This is a genomic window from Mesorhizobium sp. M0145 (assembly GCF_040322355.1).
Taxonomy (GTDB): Bacteria; Pseudomonadota; Alphaproteobacteria; order Rhizobiales; family Rhizobiaceae; genus Mesorhizobium.
Window position 1 is genome coordinate 1 of sequence record NZ_JAMYTK010000006.1, and the last position, 15,724, is coordinate 15,724.

13 protein-coding genes are annotated in these 15,724 nt (G+C 62.9%); 9 read left to right on the forward strand and 4 right to left on the reverse strand.

What is annotated here, in order from left to right; all coding sequences use genetic code 11:
- Positions 1–216 precede the first annotated feature (216 nt).
- On the forward strand, positions 217–666 hold the full coding sequence (locus NKJ28_RS11940; protein ID WP_352572214.1) for a hypothetical protein: 450 nt from the start codon (positions 217–219) through the stop codon (positions 664–666).
- 181 nt (positions 667–847) lie between these two features.
- Positions 848–1,189, forward strand: coding sequence for a hypothetical protein (locus NKJ28_RS11945; protein WP_292663955.1), 342 nt, complete (start codon positions 848–850; stop codon positions 1,187–1,189).
- Positions 1,190–1,253: 64 nt separating this feature from the next.
- Here the strand turns inward: NKJ28_RS11945 and ggt are convergent, their stop codons facing one another.
- The 3 genes from ggt to NKJ28_RS11960 all read right to left on the reverse strand — a co-directional run bounded on the left by ggt (position 1,254) and on the right by NKJ28_RS11960 (position 7,084).
- Entirely contained in the window at positions 1,254–2,990 is a 1,737-nt protein-coding gene (ggt, locus tag NKJ28_RS11950) for a gamma-glutamyltransferase (protein ID WP_023677383.1), read from the reverse strand.
- Between the two features lie 573 nt (positions 2,991–3,563).
- The gene (rhaI, locus tag NKJ28_RS11955; protein ID WP_023677382.1) at positions 3,564–4,856 is read right to left on the reverse strand and encodes an L-rhamnose catabolism isomerase; all 1,293 of its coding nucleotides are present in this window, start codon (positions 4,854–4,856) and stop codon (positions 3,564–3,566) included.
- Between the two features lie 125 nt (positions 4,857–4,981).
- On the reverse strand, positions 4,982–7,084 hold the full coding sequence (locus NKJ28_RS11960) for a bifunctional rhamnulose-1-phosphate aldolase/short-chain dehydrogenase (protein ID WP_023677381.1): 2,103 nt from the start codon (positions 7,082–7,084) through the stop codon (positions 4,982–4,984).
- Between the two features lie 188 nt (positions 7,085–7,272).
- Here NKJ28_RS11960 and NKJ28_RS11965 point away from each other — a divergent pair, with 188 nt between their 5' ends.
- From NKJ28_RS11965 to NKJ28_RS11995, 7 genes are all read left to right on the forward strand, one after another.
- Positions 7,273–8,082, forward strand: coding sequence for a DeoR/GlpR family DNA-binding transcription regulator (locus tag NKJ28_RS11965; protein ID WP_023677380.1), 810 nt, complete (start codon positions 7,273–7,275; stop codon positions 8,080–8,082).
- A gap of 55 nt (positions 8,083–8,137) precedes the next feature.
- The gene (rhaS, locus tag NKJ28_RS11970; protein WP_352448664.1) at positions 8,138–9,133 is read left to right on the forward strand and encodes a rhamnose ABC transporter substrate-binding protein; all 996 of its coding nucleotides are present in this window, start codon (positions 8,138–8,140) and stop codon (positions 9,131–9,133) included.
- 83 nt (positions 9,134–9,216) lie between these two features.
- On the forward strand, positions 9,217–10,758 hold the full coding sequence (locus tag NKJ28_RS11975; RefSeq protein ID WP_352635691.1) for a sugar ABC transporter ATP-binding protein: 1,542 nt from the start codon (positions 9,217–9,219) through the stop codon (positions 10,756–10,758).
- Positions 10,755–11,732, forward strand: coding sequence for an ABC transporter permease (locus NKJ28_RS11980; protein WP_352635693.1), 978 nt, complete (start codon positions 10,755–10,757; stop codon positions 11,730–11,732). The genes NKJ28_RS11975 and NKJ28_RS11980 overlap by 4 nt, the downstream gene beginning before the upstream one ends.
- Positions 11,729–12,730, forward strand: a complete 1,002-nt coding sequence (locus NKJ28_RS11985) for an ABC transporter permease (RefSeq protein WP_352448661.1) — start codon at positions 11,729–11,731, stop codon at positions 12,728–12,730. Before NKJ28_RS11980 ends, NKJ28_RS11985 begins: the two co-directional genes overlap by 4 nt.
- Positions 12,730–13,047, forward strand: coding sequence for an L-rhamnose mutarotase (rhaM, locus tag NKJ28_RS11990; protein ID WP_352635695.1), 318 nt, complete (start codon positions 12,730–12,732; stop codon positions 13,045–13,047). Before NKJ28_RS11985 ends, rhaM begins: the two co-directional genes overlap by 1 nt.
- Positions 13,044–14,414, forward strand: coding sequence for an FGGY-family carbohydrate kinase (locus NKJ28_RS11995; RefSeq protein WP_352635697.1), 1,371 nt, complete (start codon positions 13,044–13,046; stop codon positions 14,412–14,414). The genes rhaM and NKJ28_RS11995 overlap by 4 nt, the downstream gene beginning before the upstream one ends.
- Positions 14,415–14,450: 36 nt before the next feature.
- Here the strand turns inward: NKJ28_RS11995 and NKJ28_RS12000 are convergent, their stop codons facing one another.
- Entirely contained in the window at positions 14,451–15,701 is a 1,251-nt protein-coding gene (locus NKJ28_RS12000) for a D-amino acid dehydrogenase (RefSeq protein ID WP_352635699.1), read from the reverse strand.
- Positions 15,702–15,724 lie beyond the last annotated feature (23 nt).

The following is a 15,724-nucleotide window of genomic DNA, read 5'->3' on the forward strand; positions in this document are numbered from 1 at the left end:
CCCCCCAAACCCCCACCCCTCCGGGCCGCGTGGGCGCGTACATTTTAAAAATAGACCCGGTAAACACCATCGTGTCCCGTTAACGCGCGGCCAGTCGGCCCCCGCCGCCCGTAATTCCGCGGGGGGCGACGTATGCGTTAGGCGGTTCCTCGGCGTCGTCGCTCAGCAGGAACCCGCCGTACCGTCGAGGGCCGGGGGGCCTCACAGGCAGTTTCAATGCGAACAATCAGCAGACTTTTTGATTCCCATGACCAGGCGGCGCGAGCCGTCGAAGCACTTCAGGCGGCAGGGATCGCCCGCCACGAAATCAGTGTCATCGGACCCTACGATGACGAAATCGGCGCCGTCTTGCGCGGTCCAGGCACCGGTGCCGCCCTTGGCGCGGCGGCGGGTTTGTTGGCCGGCCTCGGCGCCTTTGATATCCCCGGCATCGATCCCCTCGGCGCGGGATGGCTGGCATCGGCCTTCGTCGGTGCAGCCTTGGGCTGCGTTGCCGGCAGACTTTTCGACACATTGTCCGGTACCGGCAAGCAGCTAGGCCAGCCGGATGCCGCACAAGGTGTGATCCTGGTGCTGGCGCATGTCGATGAAAGGCAGGCCGACACCGCACAGGCGGTGCTTGGGGCTTCCGTTCAGGCGACGCGGTCTTTGGCCAGGGCGGCATGAAGATTCAGCTCGGGCAAAGCGCTTGACCAGGCCGCGCAGCGGGGCGGCGATCCAAGCGCGAATTCAAAAATCTCTGGCAAGCCGCCGCCAGAAAGTGTTGAACACCGTGCCGATCACATTCGGCGAGCGGTTGCGCTCGGCGAGGCTTGATGATTTGCTGTCGGTTTGCGGAGAACGAATAATGCATGAGCCTGTCGGTCAAGACGAATATGGGTCGACCAGCCCGTTCGATCCGGACGATCTGTCGAGGTTGAACGCAATCGGCCCGAGCGCCGGCAGCAACGATTTCGAAAAATACGCAGTCGCCGTGATCATCGTGTTCGGCGCCCTGATCATCGGTGGCCTGATGGCTGCCGGCTTGAGCTTCGGGCGCCGCAGCACCTTCTTTTTCGCGCTTGGTGGCGCCACCGCGGCATGGATATCCGGCAATGCACTTCTGCTCGACCGGCCGCGCATCTACGCCCTGTTCGTCGGCATCGCGGCGCTGATGCTGATAGCGTCGACGATCGCGCTGGTCACCTGAAGCAAGGCGCAATCTTCTTGTTGACCATGATCTTATCCGAAAACCGGTTCCCACTTTTTGGGGTTTAATACCCGATAGCCTTGCCGGCTGCGGCGCGGCTGTCGATGGCGCCATTGTAGCGGGCGCCGCCACCCTTCTCGATTTCCGCCAGGCTCTTGCCGCCGACCAGGATGCCGGCCGCCTGGCCCCAGGTCGTGTCGGCAAGATCGAGGCGGTAGCCCATGCCGGTAAGCAGCTTTTCGGTATCGGGCGACAGGCCGAAGGGTTCGATATAGACCGTGTCAGGCAGCCACTGGTGATGGATGCGCGGTGCGTCGATGGCCTCCTGGATGTTCATGCCGTGATCGACGACGTTGACGATCGCCTCCAGCGTGATGGTGATGATGCGTGAACCGCCGGGGCTGCCGATGACCATGAACGGCTTGCCGTCTTTGGCGAGGATGGTGGGGCTCATCGACGACAGCGGCGTCTTTTTCGGCGCAATCGCATTCGCCTCGCCCTGGACGAGGCCATAGAGATTGGGCACGCCGGGTTTCTGGGTGAAATCGTCCATCTCGTTGTTGAGCAGGATGCCGGTGCCGGCGGCGACAACGCCGGCGCCGAAAGAGCCGTTCAGCGTGTAGGTTACCGCGACGGCATTGCCGTCATTGTCGATGATCGAAAAATGCGTCGTCTCGTTGCTCTCGCCAAAGCCCTTCGGCATCAATTCCTGCGAGACGCCGGCCCGGAACGGATCGATCTTTTCGCGAATTTCCCTGGCGTAATTCTTGTCGAGCAGTTTTGCGACCGGATTGTCGATGAAGCCGGGATCGCCGAGCGCCGAATTGCGGTCGACATAGGCGTGGCGCATCGCCTCGACCATGACGTGAACCGTCTCGGCCGAACCGGCGCCGAGATAGGACAACGGATAGAACTCAAGCACGTTGAGGATCTCGCAGATGATGACGCCGCCGGAGCTCGGCGGCGGCGAGGAAATGATCTCGTAGCCGCGGTAATTGCAGGTCGCCGGCTTGAGCTCGCGCACCGCATAGTTTTCGAAATCAGCCCTGGCCAGAATGCCGCCCTTCTCGCCACTCGCCTTGACGATGGCGTCGGCGGTCGCGCCTTTGTAGAAGGCATCCGCCCCGCGTTCGGAAATGGCGGCAAGCGAAGCCGCGAGATCGGGCTGAACAAGGCGCTCGCCGACAGCATAAGGCTTGCCGTCCGGCTTGAGGAAAATGGCCGCCGCCGCTGGGTCCCTGGCCAACCGCTCCGCGCCGCCCTGGAGCGAGGCCGCATCGCCCTGCTCCAGCACGAAGCCTTCTTTGGCAAAGCGGATGGCCGGCGCCAGCAAGTCCTGCCGCGACAGCGTGCCGTATTTCTCCCGCGCCATTTCGAAACCAGCGACCGAGCCCGGCACGCCGACCGCCAGATAGCCGTCGAGACTGGCGCCTTTTACCGGCTTGCCGTCCTTGTCGAGATACATGGTTTTGGTCGCGGCCAGCGGCGCGCGCTCGCGAAAATCGAGGAAGGTCGAGCGGCCGTCCTTGAAGCGGATGGTCATGAAGCCGCCACCGCCGATATTGCCGGCGGTCGGATAGACCACGGCCAGCGCATAGCCGACGGCGACGGCGGCATCGACCGCGTTGCCGCCCTGCTTCAGCACCTCGACGCCGACCTCAGACGCAAGGTGCTGGGCGGTCACCACCATGCCGTGCTCGCCCTTCGCCGGCTGCGGCGAGGCGGCATAGGCGAGGAAGGGTACGAAGGTCAGGGTGAGGGAAAGGCTTACGGCGATTAGGGTTCGGCGGGTGTTGTGCATGGCCGTACTCCGAGGCGTGGGGTAGGCCTAGGAAACGCGCTTGGAGCGGTTGAGTCTACTGCGAAGATCGAAAGAATCGGGAGGGTTCGCACGCCTGTGCCGGTTCGCCTCGCAACCGCCGTTGCAATCTTCGGCGACTGCAACGGCATGGATCCTAGGGTCTCCGCTACGTCGCTTCGCTCCTGCTCCGCCCTAGGATGACGAAGGGAGGGAGGGATCGGCTAATCCCGAAAGTTTGCGATTTGCCAGCAGCCGCCAGCCTGCAACGTTTGCCATTGCCATCAGCCGCCAATCCCCAACATCTGCGATTAGCTGTAGGCCCTCACGCCTTCGTCATCCTAGGGCGGAGCAGGAGCGAAGCGACGTCGCGGAGACCCTAGGATCCATGCCGTTACTTCTGAGCGCCGCAGCGTTGGAAACAAGGCCACGCTTCATCGCGGCTCCCAGAATTTTCACGTTACAGCAATTTTGTTCTTGCTTTGTGCCGGCAGCTATGCTACTAATTTGAGTGTGGTGCTAATTGGCTCCAACGACCCGCCCTTCGTGGCGGGTTTTTCATTTTCACCCCCAACATCAAACAATCCCGCCGCCGACGCTCGCCACCGCCGGCCGTTCGGCTGCGACCTTCGCTCGGTAGCCGGCGGCGCGGTAGGCGGCGACCGGATCGATGGCGCCGCCGGTCTTCAGCCGCGCCATGGCAAGGATCGGCTCGACGTCGGTGCGATAGGCTATCTTCAGCGTCTGCGTCGCCATCAGCGCGTCATTGGCGTCCTGGAAACCTTCGAGCGCCTTGCGGTCGACCAGCAGCGCCTGAGCATAGGCGCGCTGCACCTCAATTGCCGACAGCATCAGGCTTTCGATCGGGTCGGTGACGTTGTGGCTCTGGTCGAGCATGTGAGCCGGATCGAACCCTTCTGCACCTGAAAGCTCGGCATCGACCAGTTCATTGAAGACGAGGAACAGCCGGTAGGGATCGATCGAGCCGGCGTCGAGATCGTCGTCGCCGTATTTCGAATCGTTGAAATGGAAGCCGCCAAGTTTCTTGAACTGGATCAGTCGCGACACGATCATCTCGATGTTGACGTTGGGGGCGTGATGGCCAAGGTCGACCAGACAGAACGCCTTGTCGCCAAGCTCTTTGGCGATGATGTAGTTGGTGCCCCAATCCTGCACGACGGTCGAATAGAAGGCCGGCTCGTACATCTTGTGCTCGGTGAACAGTTTCCAGCCGTCCGGCAGTCCGGCATAGATCTCCTTCATCGCGTCGAGATAGCGCTCGAATGCCTTGGCGAAATTGACCTGGCCGGGAAAGTTCGAGCCGTCACCGATCCATACCGTCAGCGCTTTGGAGCCCAGCGTCCTGCCGATCTCGATGCATTCGAGATTGTGCTCGACCGCCTGCCGGCGTGTTGCTGCATCGGCATGCGACAGCGAGCCGAATTTATAGGAAAGTTTTTGGTCCCTGGCGTCGGAGAAGGTGTTGGAGTTGATGGCGTCGAAGCCGAGGCCGAAGCGGGATGCCGCCTGCTTCAGCCGGTTCGGATCGGCCTTGTCCCAGGGAATATGCAGCGAGACGGTCGGCGTCGCCTGCGTCAATTGCCGGATGACGGCGCAGTCCTCGATCTTGTCGAAAATGTCACGCGGCTCTCCGGCGCCGGGAAAGCGGGCAAAGCGGGTGCCGCCGGTGCCGACGCCCCAGGACGGGATGGCGACGGCGAATTTCTCGACCTTGTCGCGGATGGCGTCGATGGCGATGCCGCGGCGGTCGAGGCGCTCGCCGAGAGACTCGTAGTCGCGCTTGAGATTGGCGTTGCGCGCGGCATTGTCTTTCTCGACAACATCGGCGGAGATGATGGTTTCGGACACTAAAGTTTCCTCCCAAATGCGTTCGGTTGGCGCTGCCCCTCATCCGCCTGCCGGCACCTTCTCCCCGTATGGTGACGGGGAGAAGGGTAAAGCTCCGGCGTCGGCGCCAACCCTCAAACGACTGCTTATCGCGTAAAGCTCTGTGCGTTGCCGGCGTCGACGTTGATGATGTTGCCGGTCGATTTGGCCGACATATCGGAGGCGAAGAAATAGATCGCCTCGGCGATGTCTTCGGGGAACACCGACCGCTTCAGCATCGAACGCGAGCGGTAGTGCTCCTCGAGATCGTCGGTCGACATCTTGTAGGCGGCGGCGCGCTGTTCCTTCCATTCGCCGGTCCAGATCTTCGAGCCGCGCAGCACAGCGTCGGGGTTGACGACATTGACCCTGATCTGCGCTTCCGCGCCTTCCAGCGCCAGGCAGCGTGCCAGATGGATTTCGGCGGCCTTGGCAGTGCAATAGGCGGCGGCGTTTGGCGATGCGGCAAGCCCATTCTTGGAGGCGACGAAGACGACGTTGCCGCCGATCTTCTGCGCCCGAAACAGCCGGAACGCCTCCCGCGAAACCAGGAAATAGCCGGTCGACAGGATGTCCATGTTCTTGTTCCACAGCGTCAGCGTGGTGTCCTCGATCGGCGCCGAGGAGGCCAGGCCGGCATTGGAGACCAGAATATCGATGCCGCCGAATTCGACCGCCGTTTCGGCAAAGCCGGAGATCACCTGATCCTCGGACGTGACGTTGATGACTACGGGCCGCACGAAATCCTTGCCATAGGCCTTGGCAAGCTCGTCATTGGCGCTGGCAAGGGCTGCTTCGTCGATATCGGCCAGCACGACGCACGCGCCCTCGCGCAGCAGCCGGTTGGCGGTGGCCCGGCCGATGCCGCCGGCGCCGCCGGTGACCAGCGCAATCTGGCCGGCAAGAGCCTTTGGTTTCGGCAGGCGCTGCAGCTTTGCCTCTTCGAGCAGCCAGTATTCGATGTCGAAGGCTTCCTGGTCGGGCAGGCCGACATAGGTCGAGACCGTCGAGGCGCCGCGCATGACGTTGATGGCGTTGACGTAGAATTCGCCCGAAATGCGCGCCGTCGCCTTGTCGCCGGCGAAGGTGAACATGCCGACGCCCGGCATCAGATAGACCACCGCGTTAGGGTCGCGCACCGGAGGCGAGTCAGCGTGCTTGCAGCGGTCATAATAGGCCTGATAGCCGACGCGATACTCCGCCACATCATCGGCAAGACGGGCAATGACGGCATCGACGTCGGGATTTTGGGGGTCGAACTCGATGACCAGCGGCCGGATCTTGGTGCGCAGGAAGTGGTCCGGGCAGGACGTGCCGAGTGCCGCCAGCGGCCGCAAATCCCTGGAATTGACGAATTCGAGCACGGCAGGGGAATCGTCGAAATGGCCGAGCTTGTGGCTGTTCTCCGAGATCAGGCCACGGATCCTCGGCATCAGTTTTGCGGCCACGGCGCGACGCGCAGGCGCATCGAGGGATTTGACGACTTCGCCGCCGAAAATCGGCTTGCCATGGCTCTTGCGCTCGAACCAGTCGATCGCCTGGTTGATCACCGAGATCGTCGTCTCGTAGCATTCCTTCGGCGTGTCGCCCCAGCTGAACAGGCCATGACTGGCCAGTACGACACCCTTGGCTTCGGGGTTTTCGCGGCAGAATTTCTCCAGCCATAGGCCGAGCTCGAAGCCCGGACGTTTCCATGGCAGCCAGCCGATCGTGTCGCCGAAGATTTCCTTGGTCAGCGCCTGCGAATCCTTGGCGGCGGCAATGGCGATGATGGCATCGGGATGCATATGGTCGACATAGGGCTTCGGCACGAAGGCATGCAGCGGCGTGTCGATGGAAGCCGCGCGCGGGTTGAGGTTGAAGGTGCAATGGGGCAGATAGCCGACCATCTCGTCTTCATGTTCGAGGCCGCGATAGAGACCTTTCAGCGCGCGCAATTTGTCCATGTAGAGCGTGGCGAAGCCGTCGAGCTTGATCGAGGCGCTGTCGCCGCCCGAGCCCTTGACCCACAGCACTTCCACGCTCTCGCCGGTGAGCGGATCGTTTTGCCAGATCTTGGAGGAGGTGTTGCCGCCGCCATAGTTGGTGACGCGCTTGTCGGAGCCAAGAACATTCGAGCGATAGACCAGACGTTCGGGCTCGCTCATTGCTTGCGCTTTTGCGTCATCCCAAAGATTGGCGAGGCGCGTGCCGGAGCGCTTGTCGAGCATAGGTATCCTCCCTTTGGGACACGCAAACGGCGCGGGTCCCTTTTGTACGAATTTCTACGCAAGCGGCGGCCTTGTCAATCACAAACGATCAATATCAGTCATATTGCATTGCACAATGAAAATTATCTGATCGGAAATGATTGACACTGCGCGCTTTGGGTGACTAGATGCTCCGGCAGGGAGGAACCATGCACGAGAAAGAGCGCCACAGGATCATTCTGTCCGCCGTCCAGGAAAAGCCTGTGGTGACGGTGCAGGAGATGGTCGACCTGACGGAGTCGTCGGAGGCGACGATCCGGCGCGACATCGCGGCATTGCATGTGCAAAAACGGCTGCGCCGGGTGCGCGGCGGCGCCGAGGCGCTTTCGCCGCCGCAGTTCATCGGCCTTGCCGGCCGGCCCTTTTCCGTCAACGAGACCATCAACGCTTCGCAGAAGCGGGCAATCGCGCGGGAAGCCGTGGATCTGTGCAAGGACGGCGAGCCGATCATCATCAATGGCGGCACCACCACCTTCCAGATGGTGCATTTCCTGACCGGCCGCCGCATGCCGATCTTCACCAATTCCTTCCCGATCGCGGAGCACTTGCTCAGGCACTCCAAGAACACGGTGATGCTGTCGGGCGGCACCATCTACCGCGAGCAGAACATCATCCTGTCGCCGTTCGACAATGACGTGACGCGCAATTTCTACGCGCGCCGCATGTTCATGGGCGCGCAAGGGCTGGGGCCGCTCGGTCTTATGGAAGGCGACCCGCTGCTGATCCAGGCCGAGCAGAAACTGATCGACCAGGCAGACGAATTGGTGGTGCTGGTCGATTCCTCGAAGTTCCGCAAACGCTCGAGCCTGATCCTGTGCGGCCTGTCGCGCATCGCCACGGTGATCACCGACGACGCCATCGAGGATCGCGAAGCCAAGATGCTGGAGACCGCCGGCGTGACGCTGATCATCGCCCGCACAACGGCAACCAACAAGGAAGAATCTTCGCTGCAGGCCTGAGAACCACTCACGCCCGCAGCGGCGATGGAATGCAACGCTCAAGGGAGGATATTCGATGAGCTTTCTGAAGAAATTGATGGTTACGGCGGCGTTCTCCGCCGCCATGTTCGTGAATGCCGCCTACGCCGAAAACGTCAAGATCGCGCTGGTGGTGAAGTCGCTCGGCAACGGCTTCTTCGACGCCGCCAACAAGGGCGCCGAAGAGGCGGCCAAGGAGCTCGGCGATGTCGACATCATCTACACCGGCCCGACCAAGGCGACCGCCGAAGCGCAGATCGAAGTGGTCAATTCGCTGATCGCCCAGAAGGTCAATGCCATCGCCATTTCGGCGAACGACGCCGACGCGCTGGTGCCAGTGCTGAAGAAGGCGATGCAGCGCGGCATTACCGTCATCTCGTGGGATTCAGGCGTCGCGCCGGAAGGACGCCAGCTTCACCTCAACCCCTCCGATACCAACCTGATCGGTGAGACCATCATCAAGCTGGCCGCCGACTACCTGCCGGAAGGCGGCGATGTCGCCATCCTGTCGGCTTCTTCGACCGCGACCAACCAGAATGCCTGGATCGACGCGGCCAAGAAGGTGCTGCCGGAGAAGTTCCCCAAGATCAAGCTCGTCGCCACCGTCTATGGCGACGACGACTCGGCCAAGAGCACGGACGAAGCCAAGGGCCTGCTGAAGTCCTATCCGAACCTCAAGGCGATCATCGCACCGACCACGGTCGGCGTCGTTGCCGCCGCGCAGGTGGTGACCGACGAGGGCCTGATCGGCAAGGTCAACGTCACCGGCCTGGCGCTGCCGTCGGAGTTCAAAAAGTTCATCGACAATGGCGCCAGCCAGGCGGTTGCGCTGTGGAACCCGATCGATCTCGGCTACTCCGCCGTCTACCTCGCCCACGACCTGGCGGTGAAGAAGGAAGAGGCCAAGCCCGGTGCTACGCTGTCGATCGGCCGCGTCGGCAAGGTCACGCTCGACGACACCAACTCGGCTGCGATGGCTCCGCCATTCCAGTTCGACAAGTCGAACATCGAAAAGTTCTCCAAGATCTATTGATCCTGGAACCTTCGAAACGGTGCGGCGGGGCTCAGGTTCCGCCGCGCTTTCAAACGAACCTTGCTACAGGGCCTGATACGATTATGGACACGACAGCCCAGCACGAAGTGGCAAATGAAGCGCCTTTGTCATCCGGACCGCGCCTGACGCTGTCCGGCATCTCGAAAAGCTTTCCCGGCGTGCGGGCGCTGCACAATGTCGGCCTGTTGCTCTATCCCGGCCAGGTAACCGCGCTGATCGGCGAAAACGGTGCCGGCAAGTCGACGCTGGTCAAGATCATGACCGGCATCTACCAGCCGGATGCTGGCACGATCAGCATCGACGGCCAGCCGGTCACACTGCCCAGCGCCCACGCCGCGTTCGGGCACGGCATCACCGCCATCCACCAGGAAACCGTGCTGTTCGACGACCTGACGGTGGCCGAAAACATCTTCCTCGGCCATGCGCCGCGCACGCGTTTCAAAACCATCGACTGGCGCACCATGCGCAAGAATGCCCGCGAGGTGCTCGACACGATGGGCGCCGGCCATATCGACGCCGACGCCAGGCTGAAGGATCTCGGCATTGCCAACAAGCACCTGGTCGCGGTTGCCCGCGCCATGTCCATCGACGCGCGGATCGTCATCATGGACGAGCCGACGGCAGCGCTTTCGATGAAGGAGATCGAAGAGCTTTTCCTGCTGATCGAATTCCTCAAGAGCGACGGCAAGGCGATCCTGTTCATCAGCCACAAATTCGATGAGATCTACCGCATCGCCGACCGCTATACCGTGTTCCGCGACGGCGAGATGGTCGGCGAAGGCCTGATCAAGGACGCCGGCCAGAGCCAGATCGTGCGCATGATGGTCGGCCGCTCGGTCGATCACATCTTTCCGCAGCGCAAGGCCGAGATCGGCGCGCCGGTGCTGGCCGTCTCCGGCCTGTCGCACCCGACCGAGTTCGACGACATAGGCTTCGAGCTGCACAGGGGCGAAATCCTCGGCTTCTACGGCCTTGTCGGCGCCGGGCGCAGCGAGGTGATGCAGGCGATATCAGGCATCACCCGCACCAGCGGCGGCACGATCACGCTGGAGGGTAAGGCAATCGCGCCGAAATCGGCGGCGGATTCGATCGACGCCGGCATCGTCTATGTGCCGGAGGAGCGCGGCAAGCAAGGCGTGGTGATCGGCCTGCCGATCTTCCAGAATGTCTCGCTGCCATCGCTCAAACAGACATCCAAATCCGGCATATTGCGGCTGGCCGAAGAGTTCGCGCTGGCCCGCTCCTACACCGAGCGGCTCGATCTGCGCGCCTCCTCGCTCAGCCAGGACGTCGGCACGCTGTCGGGCGGCAACCAGCAGAAGATCGTCATCGCCAAATGGCTGGCGACCGCGCCCAAGGTGATCATCCTGGACGAGCCGACCAAGGGCATCGACATCGGCTCGAAGGCGGCCGTGCACGGCTTCATGGCCGAGCTCGTCGCGCAAGGCCTGTCGGTGATCATGGTGTCGTCCGAATTGCCGGAAATCCTCGGCATGTCGGACCGCGTCGTCGTTATGCGCGAGGGCCGCATTGCCGAGGTCTACGACAATAAAGGGCTCGACGCCGAAACCTTGGTCAGGACGGCAGCGGGGATCGCGGCATGAAGGCTCTTCTCAAATATCGCGAGGTCTGGCTGCTGGCGGCAATCGTCGTGCTGATCGGGCTGATCTCCACGCGGTTTCCAGGTTTTGCCGATCCGGCCAACCTGCGCCAGGTGTTCAACGACACGTCGATCCTGATGATCCTGGCGCTCGGCCAGATGGTCGTCATCCTGACCCGCTCGATCGACCTGTCGATGGCTTCAAATCTCTGCTTCACCGGCATGGTGGTGGCAATGCTGAACGCCGCGCATCCGGCGATCCCGATCCCGCTGCTGATCGTCATCGCACTGCTGGTCGGCCTGGTGCTCGGCGCCATCAACGGCCTGCTGGTATGGCGGCTGAACATTCCCTCGATCGTGGTAACGCTCGGCACCCTCACCATCTACCGCGGCGCCACGTTCGTCATTTCAGGCGGCGCCTGGGTCAACGCCGACCAGATGAGCGCTGATTTCATCGGGTTGCAGCGCGCGGCTTTCCTCGGCATTCCGGTACTGTCGTGGATCGCCCTGCTGGTTATTGCGCTGTTCTTCCTCGTGATGACGCGCACCGCGCTCGGCCGCTCGATCTATGCCATCGGCGTCAACCCGACCGCATCGGTCTATGCCGGCATCGATGTCGGCCGGACGAAATTCATCGTCTTCTGCATTTCGGGGATGATCGGCGGCCTCTGTGGCTATCTCTGGATCTCGCGCTACGTCATCGCCTCGGTCGAGGTCGCCAACGGCTATGAGCTCAACATCATCGCCGCCTGCGTCATCGGCGGCATTTCGATCGCCGGCGGCATCGGCTCGGTCGGCGGCGCGGTGCTCGGCGCGCTGTTCCTCGGCATCATCTCCAACGCGCTGCCGGTGATCAACATTTCACCCTTCTGGCAGATGGCGATTTCAGGCAGCGCCATCATCCTGGCCGTGGTGCTCAACGCGCGCGGCGAACGCCGGCAAGGCCGCATCATCCTCAAGAAGGCGGAAGCGGCATGACCGACACCCCTGCCCCACGCCATATTCCCGACCGGCTCGACAAGCCGCTGACGTCGGCGATCTTCTCATGGGAGGCGCTGCTGGTCGTCGTGGCGGTTGCCATCTTTGCCGTCAACAGCTTTGCCTCGCCCTACTTCCTCGACGCGTGGTCGTTGTCGGACCTGACCTTCAACTTCACGGAAAAGGCGCTGATCGCGCTGGCCATGGCGCTGCTGATCATCTCCGGCGAAATCGACCTGTCGGTGGCCGCCATCATCGCGCTGGCGTCAACAATGATGGGTATGGCGGTGCAGGCCGGCGCCGGCATGCCTGAACTGGTGGCAATCGGCCTCGTCGTCGGGCTCGGCTGCGGCGCCTTCAACGGACTGCTCGTCACCAGGCTCGGCTTGCCGTCGATCGTCGTCACCATCGGCACGATGAGCCTGTTTCGCGGCATTGCCTTCATCATCCTCGGCGACCAGGCCTACAAGGGCTATCCCGCGAGCTTCGCCTTCTTCGGCCAGGGCTATGTCTGGTGGGTGGTGTCGTTCGAACTGACGCTTTTCCTGATCGCGGCAGTCGTCTACTGGTTCCTTCTGCACCGGACGAGCTTCGGCCGCCGGGTCTTTGCCATCGGTAACAACCCGGTCGCGGCGCAGTTTTCCGGCGTACGCGTCGGCCGTATCAAATTCATCCTGTTTTGCCTGACCGGCCTGATGGCGGGCATCGCCTCGGTGCTGATCACATCGCGGCTCGGCTCGACCCGGCCGTCCATCGCACAGGGCTACGAGCTGGAAGTCATCACCATGGTGGTGCTCGGCGGCGTCAGCATCCTGGGCGGCGCCGGCAGCATTCTGGGTGTGGTGCTGGCCGCCTTCATCATGGGACTGGTGACCTTCGGCCTCGGCCTGCTCAACGTGCCGGGGATCGTTATGTCGATCTTCATCGGCCTGCTGCTGATCATCGTCATCGCGCTGCCGATCCTGTGGCGGCGCGTGCGGCGGGAGCGCTTTGCCTGATGCCGGAGAAATACGCGTTCAAGATGAAGCTCAATCCGGGCATGAAGGCCGAATACAAGAGGCGCCACGACGAGATCTGGCCGTCGCTGGTCGCGCTGCTCAAGCAGGCCGGTATCTCCGATTACTCGATCCATCTCGACGAAGAGACCAACACCTTGTTCGGCGTGCTGTGGCGCCGTGACGACCATGGCATGGACGAATTGCCGAAGCATCCGGTGATGCAGCGTTGGTGGGCCGAGATGGCGGACATCATGGAGACCAAGCCGAACAACGAGCCGGTGGCGGTGCCGCTGGAAACAATGTTCCATATGGAATGACCCGCCACGTCGCCGTCATCGATATCGGCAAGACCAACGCCAAGGTGGCGCTGGTCGATCTTGCCGCAGCAAGCGAAGTCGCGCTGCGCAGGATGGTGAACGAGCCGGTTCGGCAAGGCCCATACCCGCACCATGACGTCGAGCGGTTATGGGCGTTTATCCTTGGCAGCCTGGCCGAGATCGATCGCGAGCAGCGCATCGGTGCGATATCGATCACCACCCATGGCGCAACGGGCGTGCTGGTCGACGCATCAGGCGAACTGGCGCTGCCGGTGCTCGACTACGAATTCGACGGGCCGGATGCCCTTGCCGGGGACTATGACACGATCCGTCCGGCGTTCTCCGAGACCGGCACGCCGCGCCTGCCGGCCGGCCTCAATCTCGGCGCGCAGCTGTTCTGGCAGCAGAAGCGCTTTCCGGCGGATTTCGCCAGAACCGCCGCGATCCTGATGTATCCGCAATACTGGGCCTTGCGCCTGACCGGCGTCGCCGCCAGCGAGGCGACTTCGCTCGGCTGCCACACCGATCTGTGGAACCCGTGGAAAGCGGATTTTTCGTCGCTGGTCGACCGGCTGGAATGGCGCCGGCTAATGGCGCCGGTGCGGCAGGCCAAGGACCGCTTGGGCCCGATCCTGCCCGCTCTTGGGCGGCAAACCGGCCTCGACCCGCAAACGCCGGTGTTTTGCGGCCTGCACGATTCCAACGCCTCGCTGCTGCCGCATCTCCTGTCCGACCGACCGCCTTTCTCCGTGGTCTCGACCGGCACCTGGGTGGTGTCGATGGCGGTTGGCGGCAACAAGATCGCGCTCGACCCGGCCCGCGATACGCTGGTCAATGTCAACGCGCTCGGCGATCCCGTGCCGTCGGCGCGCTTCATGGGTGGCCGCGAGTTTTCCGTGCTGACCGAGGGCCAATCGGAGAACTGGACGGAAGACGATGTTGCCACGGTGCTAGCGCGCAAGACGTCCCTATTGCCCTCGACCCAACAGGGTTCGGGGCCGTTTCCGCACCACGCCGCCGCATGGCTCAGTGCCGAAGGTATCACCGTCGGCCAGCGCTTTGTCGCCATCTCGTTCTACCTGGCGCTGATGACCGCGACCTGCCTCGACCTGATCGGCGCGGACGGTCCCACCATCGTCGAAGGACCCTTCGCCCGCAACCGGCTGTTCACCCGCATGCTGGCTGCGGCGGCGGCGCGCGCCGTCATTGCCTCCGAGGCTGCGACAGGCACCAGCATCGGCGCCGCCTTGCTGGCGTCGGACCAGGGGACACCGCAAGGCAGAGGCGAAAGGACCGAACCGTCGGCCGATCCACTCTGGACAAGTTACGTGCGCTCCTGGCGTTCGGCGGTCGACGAACGAACCTGACCGCCGAGCTCATGGCGCCCTGATGTCTGGAGATGCCTAGTTCCTGTAGAGCAATCCTTGCGGATCGATCTCCGGCTTGCGGCCGGCGACCACGTCAGCAAGGAATTTTCCCGAACCGCAGGCCATGGTCCAGCCGAGATGGCCGTGGCCGGTGTCGAGGTAGAGATTGTCGTACCGCGCCCGTCCGATGACCGGCACGGAGTTAGGCATCATCGGGCGAAGTCCAGCCCAGAGCTCAGCCTTGCTCTCGTCGAAAGCGCCGGGGAACAGGTCCTTGCCGGTGTTCAGGATCGAGTTGAAATCGCGTGGCTTGAACGTGCGGTCGAACCCGGTGAACTCCGCCGTCGAGGACATCCGCAGCCGATTTCCCAGCCTGGAATAGCCGATCAGCCGGTCCTCGTCGGCGCCACCCATGATCGGCCCCTTGCTTTCATCTTCCAGCGGAACAGTCACGGTATAGCCCTTCACGGGATAGACGGGCAGGTCGATGCCGTAGCGGCGGCCGAGCAGACCGCTCTCCGGCCCCATGGAAATGACCACCGCGTCACCGGCCACCGGGCCGGTCGAGGTCATCACGGCGCGCACCCGGTCGCCGTCGATGTCGAGGCCTTCGACCGTGGTGCCGTAGAGGAATTGGACGCCGAGTTTCTCGGCGGCATAGGCAGCGAGGTTCTGCGTGAATTGGCTGGAGTCGCCGGTCTGGTCGATCGGCGAATAGACGCCGCCGGCTATCTTGTTCTTGGCGCCGGCAAGGCCGGGCTCGAGCTCGACCAGCCGGTCGCGGCCGACGATCTCGATCGGCAGGCCGTGTTCGCCGAGATAGCGATAATTGTCGGTGCCGGTATCAAAGCTCTGCTGCGAGCGGAAGAAATACAGAATGCCTTTCTTGCGCTCGTCATAGTGGATGCCGGTTTCGGCCGAGACGGCGTTGATGCAGTCGCGCGAATAGAGCGCCAGACGAAGCTTGACGTCGGTGTTGGCGCGCATGCGCTTATGCGTGCACTGGCGCAGGAAGCGCAGGCTCCAGGCGAAAAAATACGGATCGAAGCGCAGGCGCACCTTGATGCCGAGATCGTGGTTGTAGAGGCCACGCAGGAACGTCTTCAGCGCGGCTGGCGAGGCCCAGGCGGTGGCGTCTCCGGGCGACACCAGGCCGGCATTCGACCGGCTGGTGCCGCGTGCTGCCGCCGGATGGCGCTCGATCACCGTCACCTCATGGCCGTCGCTGGCCAGATAATAGGCCGCCGCCGTACCGACGGCGCCGGCCCCAAGCACCAGGATTTTCATTCCGCCCCCAGCGCGCTGAACCA